Here is a 22,155-nt window from a genome sequence, read left to right as displayed (position 1 = left end):
ATTCAGTTCAATCTAAAATCACAAGTTCAAGAGCACAAACACAAAATCCAGAAACAAAATCCAGAATCAAGATCCAGAATCAAAACCCAGAATCAAAATGCACGACTGGCTAGCTGAAACCCTTCTGCGATCGGGCCAAGGGCTAAGACGGGAAGAAAGGTCAATGCCCCCAGAATCAAAATTGCACCTGCGGTGACACTGGTAAATAGAACCGTGTCGGTTCTTAACGTCCCTGTAGTTTCGGGAACAGGCTGCTTGCGAACCAGGCTATCTGCTAACAAAATCAGCGCAATGATGGGAGCGTACCGTCCTAAAAGTAGGGAGAAACTTGCACTCAGATTCCACCAAACGGTGTCATCGTCCAGCCCTTCAAACCCTGAACCGTTATTGGCAGCCGCAGAGGCATATTCATAAACCACCTGAGAGATGCCGTGAAAACCGGGGTTTGTTATACCAGCAAGGGTATCTGGGAATGCCAGAGTGATGGCGGCTGGAACCAGAATGGCGATCGGATGTACCAGTAAAACAATACTGGCAAGAATCACTTCGCGCTTTTCAATTTTGCGACCCAGGAATTCAGGAGTGCGCCCTACCATTAATCCTGTCAGGAAAACGGTGAGAATCAGGAAGACAAACAGGTAGGCGGTTCCCGTTCCCTGCCCTCCCCAAACAATTTGCAAAAACATATTCGATAGCGTGACAAATCCGCCAGTTGGCATCAGCGAGTCATGCATCCCATTCACTGCACCACACATAGTTCCAGTGGTAGAGACTGCCCACAGTGCCGTTAACGCCCAACCAAACCGAACTTCCTTCCCTTCCAAATTGGGCTGTTGTTCGCCCAAAACCGCATTCACCAACGGGTTGCCTTGAAACTCGCCGATCGCCGCTATCCCCACCAGCACCGCATACAGAATGAACACCATCCCAAAAATTAGCCACCCCTGCTTTGGGTTGCCCGCCATAATGCCGTAGGTGATGATTAAGCCTGCCGGAATCACCATCATAATGACGGTTTCCAGCAAATTAGTGAAATTATTGGGATTCTCAAACGGATGGGCAGAATTAATGCCAAAAAATCCGCCGCCATTCTCCCCCAATTCTTTAATGATTTCAAAATGGGCAACTGGACCACGGGCAATGTACTGGGTTGCCCCCTCCAAAGTTGTAGCTTGAGCTGGACCCGCCAGCGTTTCCGGGACTCCAGCAATCAGTAAGACGATCGCCCCCACTACGGAAATCGGTAACAAAATTCGCGTAATGGACAGGACTAAATCCACGTAGAAGTTGCCAATTGGTTGCCCTGCGAGTCCTCGAATAAAGGCAATCGCAACGGCAATTCCAGTTGCGGCTGAGGTGAACATGAGGAACCCCAACGCTCCCACCTGACTGAAGTAGGTGTAGGTGGTTTCGCCGGAATAGTGCTGCTGGTTGGTGTTGGTGACAAAGGAAATGGCGGTATGCAGAGCCAGATCCCAGCTAGGAGCCGACAATCCTGTTGGGTTGAGCGGCAAAATTCCCTGGGTCATGAAAATGAGATATACCAACACACCCATGACCAGATTGCTGACGAGTACAGCCCGAATGTACTGTCCTCCGTTCATAGACTTACCCACCTGAATGCCGCTCAATGCCCAAATCGGTCGCTCGATCGGTGCTGCGATCGCATCTAGCCAGGTAGGATGTCCGAGAAAGACCCGCGCCATATAGCCTCCCAGCAAAGGGGCGACCAAGGCAAGAATCAGTAAAACTAAAGCGATCTGCAAAAATCCTGAAGCCATAGGTTTTAGTTTGAAACATCTTTAAAGCGAAACGAATCGATCGTGTGATTGCAACCAGGACACATAACGGGTCTGTTGTAAACACACTTTCAATCCAGGTGCAAGGGAAGAATTGATTGCTACAGCAAGTAGAATGTCTTGATCGTGAACAGTAGGATTTTTAGAGGCCAAAATTATTTGCTTTTGACGGATTAATCCCAAAAAGAAGCATTGTTCTGGAAGTCGAATTTCGTTTAAAGTGACTCCGCGATGAATACTGTTGAACTGTATTTTCTGCGAGATTAGTTTAGGTTCCATCTGATTTGTCTCACCGAAGAGAGACGATCGCAATATAGAGAAATTGGTTAGAATGAACCGATTGGGCGAATAGATAAAGATAAGAAAGTCAGCATGGAGAAATTCGGTTTAAAGATGTTGCTTGCTCTAACTTCTCTCTAGAAGCCAACTCTTAATTGGGTTCTATTCTGACAATCAACTCTGTTGCTATTTTTGACGACTTAAACCTAAAAAACAAGGTATAAGAAGCCGTTTAGAAGTGATTTATATTTTTCTATCTAAACTGTAGATATATCAGCGTTTAATTGGTGTCCCTAAACTGCTATATCATCTGATATATTTTCTTACCCGATCGCCATTTTATTCCCTAGAATAGATTGACAATTTCGCCTGAACCAAACTCAAGTTATCAGAAAACCTGGAAGACTGATCATGCCTCCTCCATCCTTAACAGCTCAATTCAAGCATCCCATCTCAACTCCCCGTAGGGTGCAATGGTTCATCATCGGGCTGTTTATCATCGTCGCCTTTTTGGAATACACAACCCCTCCACCTTTTGTCTTTGGCTATCTCTATGTGGGAGCAGTGCTGTTAGCCAGTGCCCGTTTGAGTCGGCAGGCAACGATTGGGATCGCAGGAGTTTCTGTCGCGTTGACGTTGCTCAATCTGATTTTTCCAGGGCTTGAACCGATTACAGCTATCACTGTGGCGAATCGCATGATCACAGTATTGGCATTGGTGGTGACGGCATGGTTGAGCGATCGGCTACGGCTTTATAGTGAAGCGGTGACTCGGCAACGAACCCAGATCATCGCTCAGGAGCAGTTGGCCAAAGTCCGGGAAGATTTTGTTTCCACGCTGACGCACGATTTGAAAACGCCGATGCTGGGGGCGATCGAAACCCTTAAAGCCTTTCAAGCAGAAAAATTTGGGGCAGTAACATTGGCACAACGCAAGGTGCTAAACGTGATGATCCGCAGCCACCAGACTACACTGCAACTGGTGGAAACTTTACTGGATGTCTACCGTAATGATGCCGAAGGTTTACAGCTTCACTGCCAAAGGCTCGATCTCTTCACCCTGGCGGAAGAGGCGATCACCAGCCTGACGCAGCTTGCCTCCACCCGCCAAATTCATATTCGCCTGCGATCGGGCACATCCGACTTTCGCCAGCCCGCTTGGGTCAATGCCGACCCGCTCCAACTCAGCCGCGTTTTTTACAACCTGATTGCCAATGCCATTAACCACTCCCTGCGAGGTAGACGAGTCGAAGTCGCAATTACCCTGAAGCACAACCATCATGTGGTACAGATTATGGACGAAGGGCAGGGCATTCAGGACAGCGAATTATCTCACCTGTTCGATCGCTTCTATCAAGGGCAAAGCGATCGTCAAGCTAAAGGCACTGGACTGGGACTTTATCTGAGCCGTCAGATTATTGAAGCGCATGGCGGTAAAATTTGGGCAGAACAACGATCGCCGCGGGGAGCAACTTTTGCGTTCCAGCTACCTTCTGTGACGGATGAGACTCCCTACCTGCCAGATCGATCCCACAGTGGCAAGCGTACAGAATAAATGAAACCTTCCACCATCCAAATTTTGCTTGTAGAGGACGATGAACTGTTCCGACTGGGGCTTTCCACCCGGTTGCAGCAGGAAGATGATCTCAACATTGCGGCTGAAGCCGAGGATGGAGAAATGGCGATCGAACTCGCCAGCCAGCAGCCGTTTGATATTGTGATTTTGGATGTGGGGCTTCCCGGCATTGGCGGTGTGGAAGCTTGCCGTCAGATCAAACAACAGCATCCCCAGCTTCCCGTTCTAGCTTTAACCTCCCATTCCCAGGCTCCGTTGATTGCCCGTTTAATCGAGGCTCAGGCTCACGGGTATTGCGTCAAAGGCATTCCTGCGGAATCACTGATTTTGGCGATTCGATCGGTGGTAGCAGGGGCTTCCTGGTGGGATACGACTGCTACAAGGGAAATTCAGGCTGCCTTTCAGCAAGAATTGGCGTTCCCGCCAACCCTTTCCCAGGCAAACGAAAACCCGTTAACTAAGCGGGAGCAAGAGATCTTAGCCCTGATCGCCGCAGGTAAAAGCAACCAGGAGATTGCCACCATGCTCTACATCGCACCTGGAACTGTGCGAGTTCACGTTCACACCATCTTGCAAAAGCTGGAAGTACGCGATCGAACACAGGCGGCAATCCTGGCGATTCAGAAGGGATTTGTCCCGAATGAACTTCTCAACCCCAATTAAGCCGCAAAATTCCACATCACCGGATCAGCATCCAGATGATCCGTTACTGTCCGGCCGATCGCATCGATTTCCTTCAGATCGTCTGGGGTTAGGCTCACATCTGCGGCTTGAGCATTTTGCATCGCCTGTTCGGCATTGCGTGCTCCTACGATCGCGCTAGTTTGCGGTTGGGCAATCAACCAGGCTAGAGACAGTTGCGCCAGCGTACAGCCGTGGCGTTCAGCGATCGGCCGGAGTTGATCCAGAGCAGCCTGGCCCGCTGATAGTGTTCACCCTGAAACAGCTTATTCTTAGCCCGAATATCACCCTCTTCAAATTGATGATCAGGGGCAAATTTTCCTGTCAGTAACCCTTGAGCTAAAGCGGAATAGGCAATGATGGAAATATTGTTTTTCATACAATAGGGCATAATTTCCTGCTCCACCTGTCGCCAGAACAGCGAATAGGGCGGTTGAATACTGTCGATTTGCCCATGTTGTGCGGACTCTGCCAGCTGATCTCGGGAAAAATTAGAAACGCCGATCGCCCGAATTTTGCCCTGCTGCTTCAGATCGGTTAATGCCTTCATGGTTTCTTCAATGGGAACCACCTTACTTTTGAATGAACCCGCTGGCCAGTGAATCTGGTACAGGTCAATATAGTCCGTTTTCAGGCGTTTGAGTGATCCTTCACAGGCTTCAATCACTTGCTGATATTCCAGATGATTGGCAAACACCTTAGTGGCATACACAACCTGATCCCGCACGTCAGCCAGAGCCTCTGCCACAAGCTGCTCTGAATAGCCGTTACCATAGACTTCCGCTGTATCAAAGGTAGACACTCCTGCCTCAAACGCCGATCGCATGGCCTGAATCACGTCTGCATCTTCGATTCCAACCCAGCCACTTTTTCCCGCCTGCCAGGTGCCAAAAATAATTGGCGTAATTTGGATTCCAGAGTTGCCCAATGATTGCATCATCATAAACTGTTCATCCCTGAAGTGAATATTCCCGTTTCTACTACTGTACAAAGCCAATGGGCATCAGTCATGGTCTGTAGAAAAGAATCCATCGATCGCCATAGTCCGCGCTGTGACAACAATCCATCTATGGTAAGAAGCAACCAACCTTTAGAGAGGCTATGTTGGGAAGGCTATATCTATAACTACGTCATACCTGCAGCAACGCTATTAGTAACTGCTACTCGAAAATGGGCCATTTGCAAACAAATTTAGAAGCCAAGGAATTAGGCGCAGGGCGATCGGGGCAGGTATTCCTGATTGAAACTCCATCGGGTCAGATTGCTCGAAAAGTGTTTTCAGGGGATTCTCTAGCCAGCCTGGTGCATTATGTTTTATTAGGGGCAGATAATCCCTATATTTGGAATGGTGACTTTCTACAATGTGGCTATTACCGCAGAAAAATTTTAGATATTTTAGTTGAGTATTGGTTTGATTCTAAGCTGAAAATTGCCAGAGCGATCGGGGCAGAATGGAATGAAGAACTCCAGGCGAATCAGTTAGATGCAGAATTTATTCCGGGTCGGAATTCGGCACTCCGTCAACCCTTTGACCCTAGAGGCAGTCAGGAGATTGAGGAGCTACTCCACAAAGTCATGGAGCCGTTGCAGAAACGGTTGATTGAATCCGGATTTGATGGGTTAGTTTGGCAGGCGGGAAAGGGCAATCCCGTTGCTCTCAACAACTTCTTGGTCATCGATACAGAGCAGGGCGATCGCACCTTTGTCTGGATTGATATGGAATCAGGAGTACCAGCCCTATTTCCCTTGAATGTTTCCACTTTGTTTTCATTTTATTTGCCAAAATGCTATAAGCATAAAACCTTTTTGTTTGATGATGTTGATGTCAAGCAGTTAATTGCTTACACCTATCAGCATGAAGATACGCTGAAGGAAAGGGTCGGCAACGAGCGCTACTATGAATTGCTAGATCATATTGGCAAACTAGATCATTATCAGCGAGAATGGCGATCGTTGAGTCGTCTGAAGCGGGGAGTATTCTGTCAGCTTCGCCTGGGAAAAATTACTCAGACTCAAGCCGATCGCTACCTGAAATTTCCCCCGCTCTGGTACATTAAAGAACTCAAAAAAGTTGTACCTAAAGTTGTCAAAAAACTATTTGTTGATTTACCCGTCAAAATTACTCAAAAAATCCGTAATATCTCTTTTACTGGGTTCTTCCGAGATTTATGTAAATTGATTATTTCAAGAAGATTTCGGACGAAAGTTGCCAGAGATTATGTGATTCGCCGTATTGAAGCCTGGCGCGATCGCCATCAGCTCACAGATGAAGAATCCGACGACTTACTCGCCCGCTTAGATCGGGAAAGTGGGAGTGATTATGTCAGCGATTTGGGCGTTCACCTGGGCATGAAGGTGTTTGTGAAAGCGGTGGAGTATGGCATCTTCCCGATCGTCTATGCCGCAGGGTTTATCAACGAATTTACGTTGGCGTTAATTCTATTAATGGGAGGCGCGCTTTCTCGGACGGTTTACACCGGATTTAGAATGTTTCAATCCGCCGCAGAGTCAAAAGAAATTCCTTGGCTTGCCTTTTTTGTTGGGATGATTCCCTTGATGATTGGCAATATTGCCTATCCCTGTCAGATGCTCTATTCTGCGGCTGGACAGCACGGCAAGGTAGCTAGCTTTATTGTTTATGACACCTTCACTCGCATTGGTGGAGCCATTCCAATCTGGGGTGGGGAAGATACCCTAACAGAGCACTTTTTCAATCAGGGAGCCAGCCATGTGATTCGCTTGATTGGGAGATTGAAACGGCATCGGGAATAATCTCACAACGAATGCATAATTCTAAAGTTGTTTTACATTTTTCCTGAACCTGCGGCCCCAGAGGCGACAAATGAAAATGAGCCAGCTTTTTCCGGGCATACTGGATTGGGCTGCGAAATGCAGTGCCTTGGCGATCGAGGCTGATCACGACTCATCTACGTCTACTCCTGGTCTAACTACGGATACCGCTATGCGTCTTTTTAATCAAATTCTTGGCTTGTTGCTGATTCTGGCTGGGATCTATTTCTTGGGACAAAATATTTTCTTCACCACTCAGTTCTCCCGCTTCTGGTGGCGTGGGATTCCAGCGATGGGATCAGTCCTGATGCTGACGGGTGGACTCTTAACGCTACTGTTTGCCGGTCGGAGTGGACGAGACTTTGGCTGGATTTTAATCGGACTGGGCATCCTGTTTGTGTTCTTGAGTGGAGGGGTGGTGCTGCGTCCTACGAGTTTAGTAACGTTTCTCTTCTCGTTTGCCTCCCTCTTTGGCGGTTATAAACTGATGACGGCCCGACGGTTTGACTTTTGATGGATTAAGATTCACGAGCAGGCAAATTGAATAACCTATAACTCTTGTGGGGTGGGCATCTTGCCCGCCCAGTCAACAAAACAGAATGATTGACAGCACCTCTTGTGGGGTGGGCATCTTGTCTGCTTAGTCAACTTAATCCCATAACCTGGCTTGAAGGGCAGTGTCAGGAAAATCAGAGAACACAGCATCAATACCCAGGTGGTAAAACTGCTGATACTCAGCGATCGGATCGTTGTGATAATCCACTGCTAGAAATTGGGGTTCATTGCGAAAGGTGTAGGCGTGAACCGCCAGTCCTGCGGCATGGGCATCGGTTATGATGGATGACACTTTTCCCGTCAGGCGTTCGTTGGTCTGAAGCGGATTCTGTTCCTCGATCGCCTCGATCGCCTCGGTGAAAACAATCGATCGTTTCCAGGGGCCGATCGCGCTGGCGTAGGTGGAAACAAAGTCTTTAAGTCCATCGGGATGAACTAAATCGGCATAGGTGCGCGAATCTTGATTCACCACAAAATCGTAGGGTTGAAGATGAAGTGCATCACACAACTGCACAAGCGGTAGATTAATCCTATAATCTGCCATCAAGGGAACTAGTTGATCCTTGAGATTGGAGACCTCAAAGGATTGAATAAAGACTCGTTTGGGATCAACAAAGTGATACTCCATGAGCGTTTGAATCAACGGTGCCTCCAACCCCAATCCCAATTGCTGAAAGTAGGTGGGATGTTTGGTTTCTGGATAAATCCCAACCCTGCGTCCTGTGGCTGCCTTCACCTGCTGCACCAAATCTAAAATTTCTGATAGCGTTGGGATCTGGAAGCGATCGTTGTCCGACTGATCTCGATACGGACGGGGTTGCCTGGCCCGTAGCTGCTTGATTTCAGCCAGGGTAAAGTCGTGAGAAAAAAAACCTGCCACAGGCTGTCCATCAATCTCAACAACACGACGACGATCGGCAAACTCTGGCAGCTCACTGACATTGGTGGTTTCAATTAAGTTCGGTTCATGGCGAGCCATCAGAACACCATCGCGGGTGATCACCAGATCGGGTTCAATAAAATCAGCACCCAATTCGATCGCCCGTTGATAGGCTTCCAGGGTGTGTTCTGGTAAATAGCCACTGGCACCCCGATGGGCAATGATCAGGGGCGGTCTTCCGGAGAGGGTAGGATAGTTTGTCACAGGTTTTTGCTGATATCCAGGGTTAGCTCGCCGATCGCCAGATTTCATCCCAGGGTTGTCCTCCCACTTCCAGCCCACACAGGGAGCTTTTTGCTCTGAGCAGCGTCATGGTACGGCCTTCCCCCTGTTCCCGCAGTTCTAAACTCAGGTGACCGTTCATCGTATCCCGACAGCAGAAGTCTAAACCCTGAATGGTGGGGGCCCGCAGGGGAGTTCCAGATTCAGTCGTAGTTCCAGTTAACTCAACTTGATAGTGCGAATTTTCAGCCGTCATTCGCCAGTAGCCCCAGGGATGGATCTCCCACTGCACCTGAGCATTCCAGGGGACAAACTCATAAAACTGGCCGCGATAGTGAATCCCAATCATAGCCACCGATTCCATCCAGCCCAGCACCCCCCGTCGGCCTCCCCCCGCCGTTAATGCCAGATCGGGTTCATCCTCGAAGGCATTGCAATTCAACCAGAACCATTTTTGCGGGAAGGCTCCCCCCCAGTTTTTTTCGCCATAGGCCGGAGCCTGAGTGAAAGTGTAACGCTGGCCATTCCACTCAATCCAACCCGTTGCCCACCCATGCGCCATCAAAATTTGCCAGCCTGGTTCAAAAATTTGGAACTGAGACAACCAGCCAGCGGTGGATTGCTGAGGGCGATCGGGATTTCCCCAGCCATACAGCGGCTGAATCGTGTAGGCCCAGCGTGCCGTTTGGTTCGTTCCCGGATCAGCCAGATATCCCTGATGCCAGGTAGCAGTGCCCTGATAGCCCTGACCGAAGGTTCCCTGATCAAGGTGGCGATCGAATTCGGCTGGATCAAGATAGGTGGGAGGTTGGGGTAAGTCTGCCGCTGAGTCTGCCGATAAGTTCACTTGTCCCCAATGGCCTAAACCCAGAGCCTGTTCCCAGGCCCAGAACTGGCGGACATCAGGAAAAGTTCGACAAAGATATTCTCCATCCGGGCCAAGAATTTGGGCTGCTCCGCCGCTGTAGGGTTGACCGCCGATCGGATCTTCGATCGAATACATGAAGGCAAAGGTTTGGGCGATTTCGGGTAGAGTGACTCTGTAGTACCACCCTTCAAAAAAGCGTCGGCTTGAACCATCCCAGTGATAGCCACTGTGGGGGGTCTGAAGCGGGACGTGCATGAATCAATTGGCTCCTAAAAAGCGGTTGCGAACGGAAAGTCTATTCCCAGGATAATCCGAACCATCGCAATGATGCCGATTCCAGCAAACAGCATGGCCGTTGCTTTAATGTCCTGAGCCGTACAGCCTAGCTTTTCATAGGAAAGCCCGTACATGACCACAGCATAGTAAGCCAGATCATTCAAAGCAACCGCACTCACGGCTCCCACATTACCAAACCATTGATAGCCGAGCAGAATCCCCACCACCGTAAAGACTAAGCGCGTAAAGTTGCCAATGGTTGCATAGTGGAGTTTGCCGAAGGAAACCAGGGCCGCATCCATTGTGGAGCAAAGCAATCTGGGCCAAATGCCCAGAGCCAGAATCGGCAGCATCCAGGCGGCTTCAGCATAGCGATCGTCGTAGAGAAACAAAATGATTCGATCGCCCAATGCAATCAAAACGATCATACCTGCCGTGAGCATCAGTAGTAGCTTTTGGCGGTTCCGCAGCAATTTTTCTCGCAGTTCGTAACGTGGCAAATCGATCAACTGAGAAACGGCGGGAAAGATGACCCTGCCACTGACGGACAATGCCACCGATCGCGGCACTTCACTCAGCATGAGGGCAATACCGTAGATCCCAAATAGAGCTGGGCTAAAGAATTTTCCCAGGAGCAGCCGATCGCTTTGTTCTGCCAAAAACGTCAGGGCGGTGGAGAGAAATACCCAGCGACCTACATCAAACAATTCTCGGACAGCACTGGGTTCCCATCTGAAGCGATTCGGGCGATCGGGCAGGATGCGGTGGCTCCAGAAGACTCGAGTGAGAGCCGCCGCCATGCCACCTGCCACAAGGGACCAGATGGTTGGACTGAGGTAAGCCCAAATCAGCATCACCACGATTTGAACGGTTTGGGTTCCCAGTTCAATAAAGGTTAACTCCTTCAGAGATATACGTCGCTGTAAAATACCCAGCGAAGTAGACTCAAACCCTGCGATTAGAGTACTGAGTCCGACAACGGGAATCAGCCATTGGAGTTCAGGTTGGTTATAGGCTCGGGCAGGGGAACTGCACCTGCGACACACAGAATCCAGAGTCCAATCCCCCGAATTACCTGCATGGTTCAGGCAGTGTTGGCAAAGGCAGGTTCTTCACCCCGCTTATTTTGAACAATGCTGACCCCAATGCCGACATCGGAGAAAAGAGCCAATCCAATGATGAAGACATTCACCAGCCCCATCAAGCCAAAAAATTCTGGAAACAGCAACCGAGTCAGCAGCAGATTACTACCGAAGCGTAGAACCTGACTTCCTCCGTAGCCAATCAGCGTCCAGAATGCCCCTGTAAGCGTTATTTTCTTCAGGTTACTCATGTGTCAGCAAAACCGTGTTTATAGATGGGGTGATGCATAGCTCATTCAATCTAATCATGAAACCCAGTAACCGACTTGAATTCCATCCCGTCTGGTCGTAACTTTCACTGCGATTTAACCATTGTGAAAAAAGCAAGAACATTGACCTGAAAAATGGAAGTGAGTCTCTTGAGTCTTGACTTGAGAATTATTGACTGGAACCTCTGCATCAGGGGGAAACTCTGAAGACACCTTGCTCAACCAGGAGAATGTCCATAAAATCCCCTTTTGGGAGGGGTAGGGGTGGGTTCATGGTTACAAAAGTGGAATGCTCCCAATGCGACCCTGAAATGAACGTTATCGAAACGTTCCTGATTCTGTCCAAGACTATCAAAATTGATCGGGGTTGATCTATCCTTCGCTGGGTCTTCATTCACCGGGTCTTCATTGGGAAATCACTTAAAGGGTGACTCCTTCCAATGTTTCGTCCGTTTGTTCGTAAAGCGATCGCAGTTTTTCCAGCTTTTCTTGATCAGGACTCCAGAAGCCGCGACCGTGAGCTTCTAACATTCTGCCCACAATATTGCGGAACGCTTCAGGGTTAGCCTGGCGCAATTTTTCTGCCATTGCAGCATCCAGAGCATAGGTATCTGCCGCCTGATCATAGACCCAGTTTTCCTTAAAGTCGGTCGTGCCCGCCCAGCCCATCAGGGCAGTCATCCGCTGAGAGATTTCATAGGCCCCGCCAGATCCCTGTTCTGCCATTGCATCCGCCCATTTGGGATTCAGTAGCTTGGTGCGATACTCCATGCGCAGCAGGTCTTCCAGTTTTCGGGGTGTGGTGTCTTTGGAAAAGCTTTCGACAAAGTTGGCCGTCACTTTCTGTCCGCGCTGCATTTCTGCCGCTTTCTTCAGCCCGCCCGTATTGGCGTAGTATTCTTGAATATCCGTCAAGCCATACTCTACAGAATCAATCTGCTGCACAATGCGATCGGTACTTTTCAGCAAGGTATTCAGAACTTCTGGACGGGCCTGCCCCTTATCCTGCCTGCCATAGCTAAAGGTGTTTCTACCCTGCCAGGTATCACCCAGTTCTGCTCCCGACTCCCAGTTGGCATCCGTGACGCGATCGTTGACCAGGGAGCCAAAATCTCCGGCTGGGTTGGAAAATAATCGAGCAGCGGAGTTGGTAATTCCCTGAGCTTCCAGTGCCAGGGCGTGCTTGCGAATAAAGTTTTGTGCTTCTGGCTCGTCTGCGGTTGCCGCTCGCTGGAACAAATCATCCAGCAGTTCAATGATGTTGACAAAGCTATCGCGGAAGATGCCCGACAGGTTCCCCAGGACATCAATCCGGGGATGATCCAATTCTGCAAGCGGTTTCAAGCCGTACTGCACAATCCGACCTGTTCCTTCTTTGACCGGCTCCGCCCCCACCAGCTCCAACACAATTCCCAGGGATTCCCCCTTCGTCTTAATTGCATCCAGTCCCCAGAGCATGACGGCGATCGTTTCAGGATAGCTGCCCTGTTCCTGTAAATGCTGGGCGATGATTTTTTGGGCAATTGCTCGGCCGCGTTCGTAGGCCGCAGGAGAAGGCATCCGGTAGGGATCCAGGGCATGGATATTCCGTCCGGTGGGCAATACGCCAATGCCGTCCCGCAGTAAGTCACCTCCTGGGGCTGGAGGAATGTATTCGCCATTGAGTCCCCGCAGGAGGTTGGTTAACTCATCGGTGGTTTGGTTGAGGAGGGTACAGATTTGGTGAACCTGATCGAGGGGGGGTGAGGAGTGAGGAGTGAGGGGTGAGGAGTGAGGAGGGGAAGTGGGTGGATGGGTAGGTGAGGAGGTGGGTGAGGTGGGTGAGGAATGGGATAGGGTATTTAGCCAGTCTGGGGGAATGTCTTCGTTGAAGTAAGCATTGAGGTATTGGCGGAGGTCTTCGGGGGTGGGGGGTTCACCCAGAACGTGGAGTCCGGAGGAGAAGAGGCGGGTTTCCAGGACTTGGAGATATTCGTAAAGGGTGACGAGGTAATCGTTGAAGGTGTGCTGGCTAAAGAGCCGGATATTTTCTGGCGTGAATTCAATTCCTAGTTTTCGAGCCTCCGGAAACGGACAGTCGGCTTCCAGTCCCGCATCCAGAATTTTTTTACAAATGGCTTCCTTGAGGGCATAGTTTTTCTCTGGATCTTCCCGATATTCGCTGATCAAATCCCGTAGGGCAACAAGTTCTTTGTACAGTCCCGCCCTGCCGTAGGGTGGAACGTTGTAGGAAATCAGCGTCCCATAGCCCCGTCGCTTGGCCAGGATGGATTCTGAAGGGTTATTCGCCGCATAGAGGTAAAGATTGGGGAGATTGCCCAGCAAAATATCTGACCAGGAGTAGCCAGTGTTGCCCAGGGGAGCACCCGGCAGCCATTCTACTGTGCCATGCATACCGAAGTGGACGATCGCATTGGCCTGAAATTCATTTTGCAACCACTGGTAGAAAGCAGCGTATTGGGGATGGGGCGTTAGATCTCGCTCAAACATCAGGCGCATCGGATCGCCGGATAGTCCGAGGGGAGGCTGGACTCCAATCCAGATATTGCCTAACTGCACTCCCCCCAGCAGATAGCGCGACTCCTCCGGGCGATCGTCTGGAATGGTGCGAATGCCGCTTTCGGTCAAAGATTTCCATTGGGTTTCAATTCGCGTCGTGAGCAGATAACCGAGCCAATGCTCCAGAGATTTTGCCGTAACGGTTGTAATCGGAGCTGACTCCAGGCTGCCGACTGCCGGAACCTGCCCGACATAGGCTTCATCGGCTTCCCGTACCTGCCGAATCAGTTCTTCTCCATCTTCAGGGAAATCACCAACGGTGTAACCTTCTGCCCTTAATGCCTGCAACAGTTTGACCAGGGACTTCGGGACATTTAACAAAGCTGCTGTGCCCGTGGCTCCATATCCAGGCGGAAACCCGTAGAGAATAATCGCTAGCTTGCGTTCAGAAGCAGGGGTTTGGCGTAGAGTCACCCAGCTTTTGACACGACCAATCAATCGCTGAACGCGCTCAGGGATCAGGTAAATTCGATCGCCGACTAATCCCCCCAGCGGTACGGTATCGATCGCCCCATCGAGTTCCGGCAAGGCATACAGCACCACACTTTGCAATCCACCAATTCCCTGGCGTGTCCAGGAGTGAATATCTTGAATCAACAACGGAGCCGCCACAAAATAGGGCACATTTTTGGCACTGAGAATTCGCTTGGCTACCTCCACCTGACGACCCGCCTCCATCGAACCCGCCGGGCCACCCACCAGCGGAAACCCAATCGTAGAAACGATCGCATCCACCTGCACTGCCTCTGGCGACAAAGAAGCCGTTTCGATCGTCCCCTGTTGTCGCTGGGATTGCTCATGGCTAGTCGTCAACCAATCCCTCACCGCCACATGGCCTTCCACGCCATTGATAAAAATCGGTAGAGGGAGCAATCCTGCTTGCTCGAACTGACGAATCAATTGTGGGATGTAGGACTGTTGGGTGATAACGTGCTTGCGGTAAAGCAGAAGGGCGATCGTCGGAGGAGACGATGTCCGTAGGGCAGGCATCTTGCCTGCGAGTTGGGGCATGGAGAAGGCATGGTTTGAACCTCCAACCCCCGACTCCCGACTCCCGACTCCCGACTCCTGACTCCCGACTCCCCATTCCCGCCTCCCCACTCCCCGCTCCAAATACCACTCTAAATACTGCCGAGGGGACTCAAAGTAGCCTTGATAGTCCGGATGGAGCAGTCCCATATTGGGCGTTTCGATCGGTGCCGGGATTTCTCCCACCTGAAGTCCCAGGTAGGTTTTGGCGAGAAACCAGAAGAGGGCAGCAACATTGTCTGAACCGCCTGCATTCCAGTAGCCGTAGATGATCAGCCAGTTGCGGAGATCCTGGACTTTGCCAACGGGAATGTACTTCAGGAGTTTAGGCCCAACTTTGAGGAAGCTGAGATATCCGGCTAGCTTGTCTTCTTCCCGCTGAGAGCCACCAAATTTACTGAGGATGAATTGAACGGGTTTGGGCATTCCCTTCGGCTTATCCCCGATCGCAAACTTACCCAGTTTCGTCAGGCTCATCAGTTCCAGCGCAGACTCAAACACTAGACGAATCGGGATGGATTGGACTCGTTCTCGTAGCCATAGCACCTGATCGTAGTCGAATAGCAGGCTGCCAAAGAACACCTGAGCGGTTTGTAGCGCTGCCTCGACTGCCTCTGGGTTTGCCGCTAAATCCCGATCGCTGAAGACCTGAATCTCTAGATCAGTACAGCGGTCTTCAGCCAGTTTGGCGGCCTGCCGATAGAGGTCTGCGTTGAAGGATTCAAATCCAGCAATCAAAACAATCCGTTGCATAACCTTTCCCTGAGATGAATGCTCAGTCCATAGCTCCTATGAACAATTGTAAATTCGATCGCCCAGAGATTATCCAGAGATCCTCATAGAGCATCCAGAACTGCTCGACTTGAAGAAACGGCAAAAGTCCCTGCACGACTGCATTGATCCAATCTTGCAACGTCTCTCTTTAGACTGAGACAGGAAGCCTATCTTTGTACGGATACACAAATAATCATTTAATCTGCTAAAAGTATCTAGAGTGCTTTTGAAGATGGCCCGTTTCGTTCACAAATGGTCGGTCGCAGAGATCTGGTAAAGCTACTTCTAGCAAGCTGGTGATTCTGTGCTCTGTCCGGGGATGAAATGAATTTGCCGCTGTTTTAGCTGTGCCGGCAATCTTCCACTCGTTGATCTCGTCGATGTTAATTCACTGTATAGAAGGGGAAATTCAATGACTAAGAAACTTATGCTCGGATTGTTCCTGGCTCTGGGCTTATCCACAGTTCTGGCTGCTTGTGGTACCCCCGATACCACCGATACGACGACTCCCCCGGCTGACGCTCCGGCTGATGCTCCTCCAGCTGATGCTCCTGCCGAGTCTCCCGTAGAGTCTCCTTCTCCTTAATAGCGGCTGAGTCGGACAAGCCGAGTCCATTTTGTGTTGATGCCAAGTCTGCCATTCTTATACATTTAATCAACTCCGAAGGCTCGATCGAGTGTTTGGAGGTTCGGAATCTACGCCCGCTTGGGGTGGTTTCTGGGCTGTTTTCAGATCAAACTGTCTTAGTTTTATCTCCGATGCTTCGGCACATCGGAACAACACTGGAAGCGGTATCTTTATTACGATTTATTGAGCAGGGAGTTTTTCTTGCATCTTGGTTAGAGGCATTCACCTGATAGACTTGCTTGCTAGATATGCTGATTCTGTGAGGGATCAGTCTGACAGTGTTGCTTAACCAGGCAGACTTGGTATCAACTTTTTATTCGCACTATTCGCGTTCATTCACATCCCTCTGGTTCATTTCTCTGTTTTGTTAGTGTCCTACTCTGGCTCAAATCTATGGCTAGATGAAGAAATTTTTATCGTGTGTTCTTCAAACTGTTCTGCTGACCTCACCGATCGCCGCTTTTGCTCTACCGCCGACCGAGGATTTACCCGAAGAAGTTTTGCGGACAGAGGTGATCACAGAAGCTCGATCGCCCATTGATGGTGAGCCAATGACGGCTGCGGAATATGCAGAATTGGAGGAAATGTTGCAGCGACAGCCGGAACTATATGGAACGGTATCGGAGGATTTGCGATATCTCATCCATCTACTCCGGATCCGTCGGGTCGTTCGTACCTTTATCCCCTTCATTCGCTAAATCTTTAAAGTCAGGTTTCTCTAGCTGATGCTCCAGAGCTTCACGAATTTGGCTCAGGCTGTAGGCAAGATTGATTCCTTCCTGGGTGAGTAACCCAACAACCGATTGGGGGCGATCGCGTTCCACAACTGGAATCTGTTGTAATCCTCTGGTAGACATGCGATCGGTTGCATCTGTCACTAACTCATCTTCGTAGGCGCATACTAGTTCAGTGGTACAAAGCGTCTGAACGGGTTGCTGCAATAAAGAATCAGTCTCTGTGTCTGTCTTGCTTTTCGATATCCAGCGATAAGCATCCCGTAGGGTTAAGATGCCAATCAGTTGTTTGTCTTGGTCTAGAACCAGTGCGCTATGGCTGCGATGATCTAACAACATCTGCACGGCAACCACCAGGGGTAAGTTGTCCGCAATCTGTAGGGGGGCGGGCTGCATGGCTTCGGCCACCGAGAGGGAAGCTGGGAGACTGGGTTCAGCCAGGGGCACGGAGGGTTCCGGTTCTGGCGTGTTGTCGATAATCGTTTGAGGATGCAGGTATTCAACCAGCCAGATGCTTAAACCAACAGCCGCCATGAGCGGTAAAACAATTCGATAATCATGGGTTAGTTCAAACAAGAGCAAAATTGCCGTTAATGGAGCGCGAACACTACTAGCCAGCACGGCCGCCATGCCGACCATGGCATAGGCGGGGGAGGATGCCATGTAATTCTCTGCGCCTGGTAAGGTAATGGCCAGGATTTTGCCGTAGGCGGATCCCAGGGAGGCTCCCAGAAATAAGGCAGGTGCAAAGACTCCACCCACAAAGCCACTACCAAAGCTGATGGCGGTCATGATCAGCTTAATCACCAGCAGGGAAATCACCAGATGCAGGGGAAACTGCACATCTTGCAGCATGGATTCTACCGTTTCATACCCGACTCCCAGGATTTGCGGGAGGTTTAATGCCACCAATCCTAAACACAATCCACCGATGACCGGATGCAGCGATCGAGGAATTTGAGCTAATCCTTCCAGCCCCGCGATCTTTCCCTGAAAGCACTGCTGCGAGAACTGCAACGATCGCACGTAGACCAGAGATACCAGGCTAGCCACCAGACCTAAGCCCATATAAAGCGGTAGTTCCAAGACCCCGCGCACTTCATAGGCAGGCAAGGCAAAGGCGGGTTGAGAACCTAAGCCAATCTGAGCAATCCAGGCAGCGATCACGGCGGATAACAGCACCACACTGGCGGCTGAGGCAGCAAAGGTTGACCCCATGACGATTTCCAGGGCGAAGAATACACCAGCGATCGGCGCATTAAATCCCGCCGCTAATCCCGCCGCCGCTCCAGCACTGAGCAATAAACGCTGTCGTTCCTGAGAGACCTTCAACGCCTGTCCCAGTAACAAGCTAAAGTAAGCCCCAATTTCCACACTTGGCCCTTCCGGCCCAGGGAAGCCCCACTGCCCAGAGAGATAGATGCTGCACTCATTTTGGTAATGGGATTAAGCAGCACCAGTTCCCGCTTGCCCTGCACCACTTCCATCAGCGTCGCCAGTCCGGGGCCAAAGTCCTGCATCCGCCAGCGTAGCAGACCAATCATCATGCCACCGAGCAAGGGAATCAGTGCCAATGTCCAATGACCCCACGCCGACAGGAGACTCGATACCTCACCAAACATCAATCGATGCATCAACTGGATTAATGCCCGAAACAAAACTACCCCTGCCCCTGCTCCCGTACCAATGAAGACGGCTAACAGCAGAACCAGGGTTTCTGGAGAGGGTTGGAGGCGATCGAGTAGATGGGCGAGGCGGGAGGAGGACGGATGAGCAGGCTCAGATTGGGTCAGCCCTCGAAGAAAAGTCAGGTTCATTCGTTTAACGGGCTGTGGGTCGCAAGGGGAATCTATTTTTATTGTGCTGGATCAGGGATCAATTGACCCATCCTGGTTTAACCAGTTCTCCAGATCAGCGATCGTCTGAAACTCTAGCAAGGCTTCTGCCAGGGACTCAATTTGGGCGATCGATAAGCTGGTAATTTTGGCGTGCAAGTCTTCAGGCAAAGTTCTAAAGCAGCGATTCAGTTGACGCAGAATGAGCGATCGGCCTTCTTCCTCTCGTCCTTCCTCGTGTCCTTCCGCCTTGGCTTCCTGGTAGACTCGTGTTTCTTTCAGATTCAACCCCAACATTGCTTCCACCTCCTGCCGACTCAACGCTGTGAACTTATAGACCATGATCGTCGTGATCATCTCCATTATGGTGCGATTAGCTGCCTGCGATTCCTTCTCCTGCCCTGATCTGGAGAGCAGCGATCGGGCAACTGCTGGAGCATCTGCCTCGTCTACCGTGGTTAGAGCCATCAGTGCGACTCCCAGGGGTAGCTGTTGGATGTCGCCCAACTCGTTTAGATAAACTCGGTGGACTTGATCGCTGGTGAGTAAAGCCCGGTAAGGATGGGTCGTGGTCTGCTCAGTGGGGCGATCGGGGTAAATTACGACTGCCTGCCAATCGCTGAAGCGCGATCGGTTGCGGTAGAAGTACAGAAATGACTCGCCGAATAGCCGTTCGTAAAGCTGTTCGTCCTTTTGAAACTGCACCTCGCAGAAGTACACCACTCCAGGCGTTTCAGCTTCAGGTGGTAAGAACACCCCATCGATTTCAAATTTGGGTTCTTTGACGGCAACGGCATCGAACCGATAGTGTTGGGCATCGGGGGGTGGGTGTTCCAGCAGGTCGAACAGGAGGGCAGGATACTGCTGAAATAGAGCGTAGAAAATCGAATCCCGTCGCATGGGTCAATGCACCTAGGTTCTCCAAAAAATGGAGTGGAATGAGATCCAGAGTTCCCAGGCATGGAGAGAGTTCATCAAAACCTCACATTTCATACCCGAACAAATTCGGATCGACCTCACCCAACTTCAGATCTGCTAATCCATACTCTGCCCACCGCCGATCGACCATTGCCGCCACATCTGGGTCAGATTCCAGCGGATCGCCCCAAGGATGATCGGTTTCCGGTGGCATTTTCGTGGTGGCATCAATCCCCATGCGTCCCCCTAAACCAATCTTTTCGCTGGCGAAATCCAGGGTGTCGAAGGGCGTTTCTGGCAGAATAAACACATCCCGAACCGGATCCACTTTGGAGGTAATGGCCCAGACTACCTGACGGGGATCGCGGATGTTGATGGATTTGTCTACCACAATCACAAACTTGGTGTAGGTGAACTGCGGTAGGGCACTCCAGAAGGCCAGAGCCGCCCGTCTGGCCTGTCCCGGATAGGCTTTGTCAATGGAAATCACGGCCGCTTTGTAGCTAAGGGCCTCCATCGGCAAAAAGAAATCGGTAATTTCCGAGACTTGCTGCCGCAGGATGGGCGTGTAAATGCGGTTGAGGGCGATCGCCATCATGGCTTCTTCCTTAGGAGGACGACCGCTGAAGGTCGTGAGGTAGATTGGATCCTTGCGGTGGGTCATGCAGTGGAAGCGGATCAGGGGGGAATCCTCTACGCCGCCGTAGTAGCCCATGTGATCGCCAAAGGGGCCATCGGGCAACACTTCACCCGGAGTAATCGTTCCCTCCAGGACAAACTCTGAGTCGGCCGGCACTTCCAGATCGACCGTTTTACATTTCGCCAGCTTCACCCCAGAACCGCCATACAGTCCTGCAAACAGCCATTCTGATAGGTCTACCGGGATGGGAGTCGCTGCGGCCATGATGATCAGCGGATCTACTCCTAAAGCGATCGCCACTTCCAGCTTTTTGCCCTGCTCGGCTGCCTTCCGCAAATGCCGTGCCCCACCCCGCACCGAGAGCCAGTGGACGGTCATGGTGTTTTGGGACTGAAGCTGGAGGCGATAGACCCCCACATTGGGTGTTCCGGTTTCACAATCCCTGGTGATCACCAGTCCCAGGGTAATAATCTTCCCTGCATCGCCGCAGTAGGGGCGAATCATTGGGATCTGGTTTAAGTCCAGGTCTTCTCCTTCAACGACAACCTGATGGCAGGGCGGAAAGAAATCTCGACCGGGTTTTGCCTTCACCACATCAAAAAGAACTTTACCAAAATCGATCGCCTGGGCCACTTTCTTCGGTGGTTTTGGCTGCTGAAGCATCGCCAGTTTTTTGCCCAGATCTTCCAACTCCTGGGGTTGCTCCATGTTCATGGCCCAGCAGATCCGCTCTACGGTTCCCATGACGTTAATGGCGATCGAGTGGGGCGATCCCTTGACATTTTCAAACAGCAGAGCCGGGCCACCCTGTTGCAGCATCCGATTGGAAATTTCGGCAATCTCCAGATCAGAATCTACCAAAGCCTTAATCCGCTGCAACTGACCCCGTTGCTCCAGCAAATTCAAAAATTCCCGTAAGTCTCTCGCCATAATGAAGGAATGTAAAGCGTTTCTTTTCTATTATGGGGGTGAGACTCCCTTCTGCGCGACCTGAATCGACGTAATGTTTTTTGGTTTTTCTTAAGCATTCTTTTGAAATACTTGTCCCCCTGCACGGGAATACTGGATAGGGCAGCTTTAATATAAAGTCTGAGTAAAGCGTCACCCAATCGGTTGACATAGAAGTAGGACGTTTAACTGTGGTGTTGCATCTACAGTTGAATAAGAGGATTGAAGGTAGGTTCCATGACTTGGCAAGAAGGACAACGGGTAGAGTGTAAAGGATTGGACTGGGGTTCGTGCTACGTGACGATGAGTAACAACAGCATGGTGGTCATTTATTGTCCCCGCTACGAGATCGTGACTACTGCGACCCCGTCTCAGCTAGAGCAAGCAGGTTGGCGAACTGTGCACCCCAATAAAGTGGTGCAACTTGCAGAGTGGATTGCGAACAAGGAGCGGGAACGAAATCCAGTGCCGTCTCATTAGAAATCTCGTGATTGCGTTGAGAATTGCTGTGAGATAGGAAAGCCCGCGAATTCATCTGCGGGTAATTGGGGAACCGCAGCCGACATTGGAGTGGCACAAAAAACTGACAGACTCAGTAGATCTAAAATGGGTTCGTTTCACAGTGAACCCTGGGGTTGATCCCCCTAAATTCCCCTTAAAAAGGGGGACTTCAACCCTCTTCGGTTTGTGCTACGCACACGCTCCGCGAACGGTTCCCCCTTTTCAAGGGGGGCTAGGGGGGATCTAAACCAGG

At 50.6% G+C, this 22,155-nt stretch carries 17 protein-coding genes and 1 pseudogene; 7 read left to right on the top strand and 11 right to left on the bottom strand.

The genetic code is table 11. The annotated features are described in order from the left end of the window. Positions 1-92: 92 nt before the first annotated feature. Positions 93-1,781 carry a potassium-transporting ATPase subunit KdpA gene (gene kdpA, locus ACM1PF_RS33545; RefSeq protein ID WP_416670825.1) on the bottom strand — a complete coding sequence of 563 codons (1,689 nt, stop codon included), beginning with the start codon at positions 1,779-1,781 and terminating at the stop codon, positions 93-95. Positions 1,782-2,489: 708 nt separating this feature from the next. On the opposite strand from kdpA, the gene ACM1PF_RS33540 reads away from it, so the two are divergent. Then, on the top strand, positions 2,490-3,632 hold the full coding sequence (locus ACM1PF_RS33540; protein WP_416670824.1) for a sensor histidine kinase: 1,143 nt from the start codon (positions 2,490-2,492) through the stop codon (positions 3,630-3,632). Beyond that, positions 3,633-4,316: a response regulator gene (locus tag ACM1PF_RS33535; RefSeq protein ID WP_416670822.1), complete on the top strand. Its 684-nt coding sequence runs from the start codon at positions 3,633-3,635 to the stop codon at positions 4,314-4,316. Here ACM1PF_RS33535 and ACM1PF_RS33530 read toward each other — a convergent pair. Further along, positions 4,313-5,277, bottom strand: a pseudogene (locus ACM1PF_RS33530) (aldo/keto reductase). The gene ACM1PF_RS33535 and the pseudogene ACM1PF_RS33530 overlap by 4 nt on opposite strands. A 227-nt stretch (positions 5,278-5,504) precedes the next feature. Between ACM1PF_RS33530 and ACM1PF_RS33525 the strand changes: the two are divergent. Together ACM1PF_RS33525 and ACM1PF_RS33520 are read left to right on the top strand one after the other, a co-directional pair. Next, a complete protein-coding gene (locus ACM1PF_RS33525; RefSeq protein ID WP_416670821.1) occupies positions 5,505-7,106 on the top strand; it encodes a hypothetical protein in 1,602 nt (533 codons plus the stop codon). Positions 7,107-7,182: 76 nt separating this feature from the next. Beyond that, entirely contained in the window at positions 7,183-7,638 is a 456-nt protein-coding gene (locus ACM1PF_RS33520) for a hypothetical protein (RefSeq protein WP_416670819.1), read from the top strand. Between the two features lie 135 nt (positions 7,639-7,773). Here the strand turns inward: ACM1PF_RS33520 and ACM1PF_RS33515 are convergent, their stop codons facing one another. From ACM1PF_RS33515 to bchH, 5 genes are all read right to left on the bottom strand, one after another. Continuing rightward, complete coding sequence (locus tag ACM1PF_RS33515) at positions 7,774-8,871, bottom strand: glycerophosphodiester phosphodiesterase (RefSeq protein ID WP_416670817.1); 1,098 nt, start codon at positions 8,869-8,871, stop codon at positions 7,774-7,776. Next, positions 8,846-9,964: a tocopherol cyclase family protein gene (locus ACM1PF_RS33510; RefSeq protein ID WP_416670816.1), complete on the bottom strand. Its 1,119-nt coding sequence runs from the start codon at positions 9,962-9,964 to the stop codon at positions 8,846-8,848. Before ACM1PF_RS33510 ends, ACM1PF_RS33515 begins: the two co-directional genes overlap by 26 nt. Before the next feature lie 14 nt (positions 9,965-9,978). Next, on the bottom strand, positions 9,979-11,031 hold the full coding sequence (locus ACM1PF_RS33505) for an oligosaccharide flippase family protein (protein ID WP_416670814.1): 1,053 nt from the start codon (positions 11,029-11,031) through the stop codon (positions 9,979-9,981). Between the two features lie 38 nt (positions 11,032-11,069). After that, positions 11,070-11,318 (bottom strand): oligosaccharide flippase family protein, encoded by a 249-nt coding sequence (locus ACM1PF_RS33500; protein WP_416670812.1) that lies wholly within the window; start codon positions 11,316-11,318, stop codon positions 11,070-11,072. Between the two features lie 438 nt (positions 11,319-11,756). Beyond that, positions 11,757-15,677: a magnesium chelatase subunit H gene (bchH, locus tag ACM1PF_RS33495; protein WP_416670809.1), complete on the bottom strand. Its 3,921-nt coding sequence runs from the start codon at positions 15,675-15,677 to the stop codon at positions 11,757-11,759. Positions 15,678-16,110: 433 nt separating this feature from the next. On the opposite strand from bchH, the gene ACM1PF_RS33490 reads away from it, so the two are divergent. After that, a complete protein-coding gene (locus ACM1PF_RS33490; protein ID WP_416670807.1) occupies positions 16,111-16,284 on the top strand; it encodes a hypothetical protein in 174 nt (57 codons plus the stop codon). Positions 16,285-16,727: 443 nt separating this feature from the next. Continuing rightward, positions 16,728-17,024, top strand: coding sequence for a hypothetical protein (locus ACM1PF_RS33485; protein ID WP_416670805.1), 297 nt, complete (start codon positions 16,728-16,730; stop codon positions 17,022-17,024). Here ACM1PF_RS33485 and ACM1PF_RS33480 read toward each other — a convergent pair. The 4 genes from ACM1PF_RS33480 to ACM1PF_RS33465 form a co-directional block, all read right to left on the bottom strand. Next, complete coding sequence (locus ACM1PF_RS33480; RefSeq protein WP_416670803.1) at positions 16,974-18,434, bottom strand: chloride channel protein; 1,461 nt, start codon at positions 18,432-18,434, stop codon at positions 16,974-16,976. The genes ACM1PF_RS33485 and ACM1PF_RS33480 overlap by 51 nt on opposite strands. After that, a complete protein-coding gene (locus ACM1PF_RS33475) occupies positions 18,389-18,877 on the bottom strand; it encodes a hypothetical protein (protein WP_416670801.1) in 489 nt (162 codons plus the stop codon). The genes ACM1PF_RS33480 and ACM1PF_RS33475 overlap by 46 nt, the downstream gene beginning before the upstream one ends. A 51-nt stretch (positions 18,878-18,928) precedes the next feature. Beyond that, positions 18,929-19,795 carry an Rpn family recombination-promoting nuclease/putative transposase gene (locus ACM1PF_RS33470; protein WP_416670800.1) on the bottom strand — a complete coding sequence of 289 codons (867 nt, stop codon included), beginning with the start codon at positions 19,793-19,795 and terminating at the stop codon, positions 18,929-18,931. Between the two features lie 82 nt (positions 19,796-19,877). Continuing rightward, complete coding sequence (locus ACM1PF_RS33465) at positions 19,878-21,383, bottom strand: UbiD family decarboxylase (protein WP_416670798.1); 1,506 nt, start codon at positions 21,381-21,383, stop codon at positions 19,878-19,880. A gap of 255 nt (positions 21,384-21,638) precedes the next feature. On the opposite strand from ACM1PF_RS33465, the gene ACM1PF_RS33460 reads away from it, so the two are divergent. Further along, entirely contained in the window at positions 21,639-21,881 is a 243-nt protein-coding gene (locus ACM1PF_RS33460) for a hypothetical protein (RefSeq protein WP_416670797.1), read from the top strand. Positions 21,882-22,155 lie beyond the last annotated feature (274 nt).

It is taken from the genome of Egbenema bharatensis FJBBOT/2019, assembly GCF_048077055.1.
GTDB classification, from domain to species: domain Bacteria; phylum Cyanobacteriota; class Cyanobacteriia; order Elainellales; family Elainellaceae; genus Egbenema; species Egbenema bharatensis.
The sequence above is the reverse complement of the archived record's forward strand: the minus strand, read 5'-3'. Positions and strand labels throughout refer to the sequence as shown.

Excerpts from the sequence above, each read along its gene's own strand:
- kdpA (WP_416670825.1), bottom strand. The coding sequence starts at position 1,781 with ATGGCTTCAGGATTTTTGCAGATCGCTTTAGTTTTACTGATTCTTGCC.
- ACM1PF_RS33540 (WP_416670824.1), top strand. The coding sequence starts at position 2,490 with ATGCCTCCTCCATCCTTAACAGCTCAATTCAAGCATCCCATCTCAACT.
- ACM1PF_RS33535 (WP_416670822.1), top strand. The coding sequence starts at position 3,633 with ATGAAACCTTCCACCATCCAAATTTTGCTTGTAGAGGACGATGAACTG.
- ACM1PF_RS33525 (WP_416670821.1), top strand. The coding sequence starts at position 5,505 with ATGGGCCATTTGCAAACAAATTTAGAAGCCAAGGAATTAGGCGCAGGG.
- ACM1PF_RS33520 (WP_416670819.1), top strand. The coding sequence starts at position 7,183 with ATGAGCCAGCTTTTTCCGGGCATACTGGATTGGGCTGCGAAATGCAGT.
- ACM1PF_RS33515 (WP_416670817.1), bottom strand. The coding sequence starts at position 8,871 with ATGAAATCTGGCGATCGGCGAGCTAACCCTGGATATCAGCAAAAACCT.
- ACM1PF_RS33510 (WP_416670816.1), bottom strand. The coding sequence starts at position 9,964 with ATGCACGTCCCGCTTCAGACCCCCCACAGTGGCTATCACTGGGATGGT.
- ACM1PF_RS33500 (WP_416670812.1), bottom strand. The coding sequence starts at position 11,318 with ATGAGTAACCTGAAGAAAATAACGCTTACAGGGGCATTCTGGACGCTG.
- bchH (WP_416670809.1), bottom strand. The coding sequence starts at position 15,677 with ATGCAACGGATTGTTTTGATTGCTGGATTTGAATCCTTCAACGCAGAC.
- ACM1PF_RS33490 (WP_416670807.1), top strand. The coding sequence starts at position 16,111 with ATGACTAAGAAACTTATGCTCGGATTGTTCCTGGCTCTGGGCTTATCC.
- ACM1PF_RS33485 (WP_416670805.1), top strand. The coding sequence starts at position 16,728 with ATGAAGAAATTTTTATCGTGTGTTCTTCAAACTGTTCTGCTGACCTCA.
- ACM1PF_RS33475 (WP_416670801.1), bottom strand. The coding sequence starts at position 18,877 with ATGAACCTGACTTTTCTTCGAGGGCTGACCCAATCTGAGCCTGCTCAT.
- ACM1PF_RS33470 (WP_416670800.1), bottom strand. The coding sequence starts at position 19,795 with ATGCGACGGGATTCGATTTTCTACGCTCTATTTCAGCAGTATCCTGCC.
- ACM1PF_RS33465 (WP_416670798.1), bottom strand. The coding sequence starts at position 21,383 with ATGGCGAGAGACTTACGGGAATTTTTGAATTTGCTGGAGCAACGGGGT.
- ACM1PF_RS33460 (WP_416670797.1), top strand. The coding sequence starts at position 21,639 with ATGACTTGGCAAGAAGGACAACGGGTAGAGTGTAAAGGATTGGACTGG.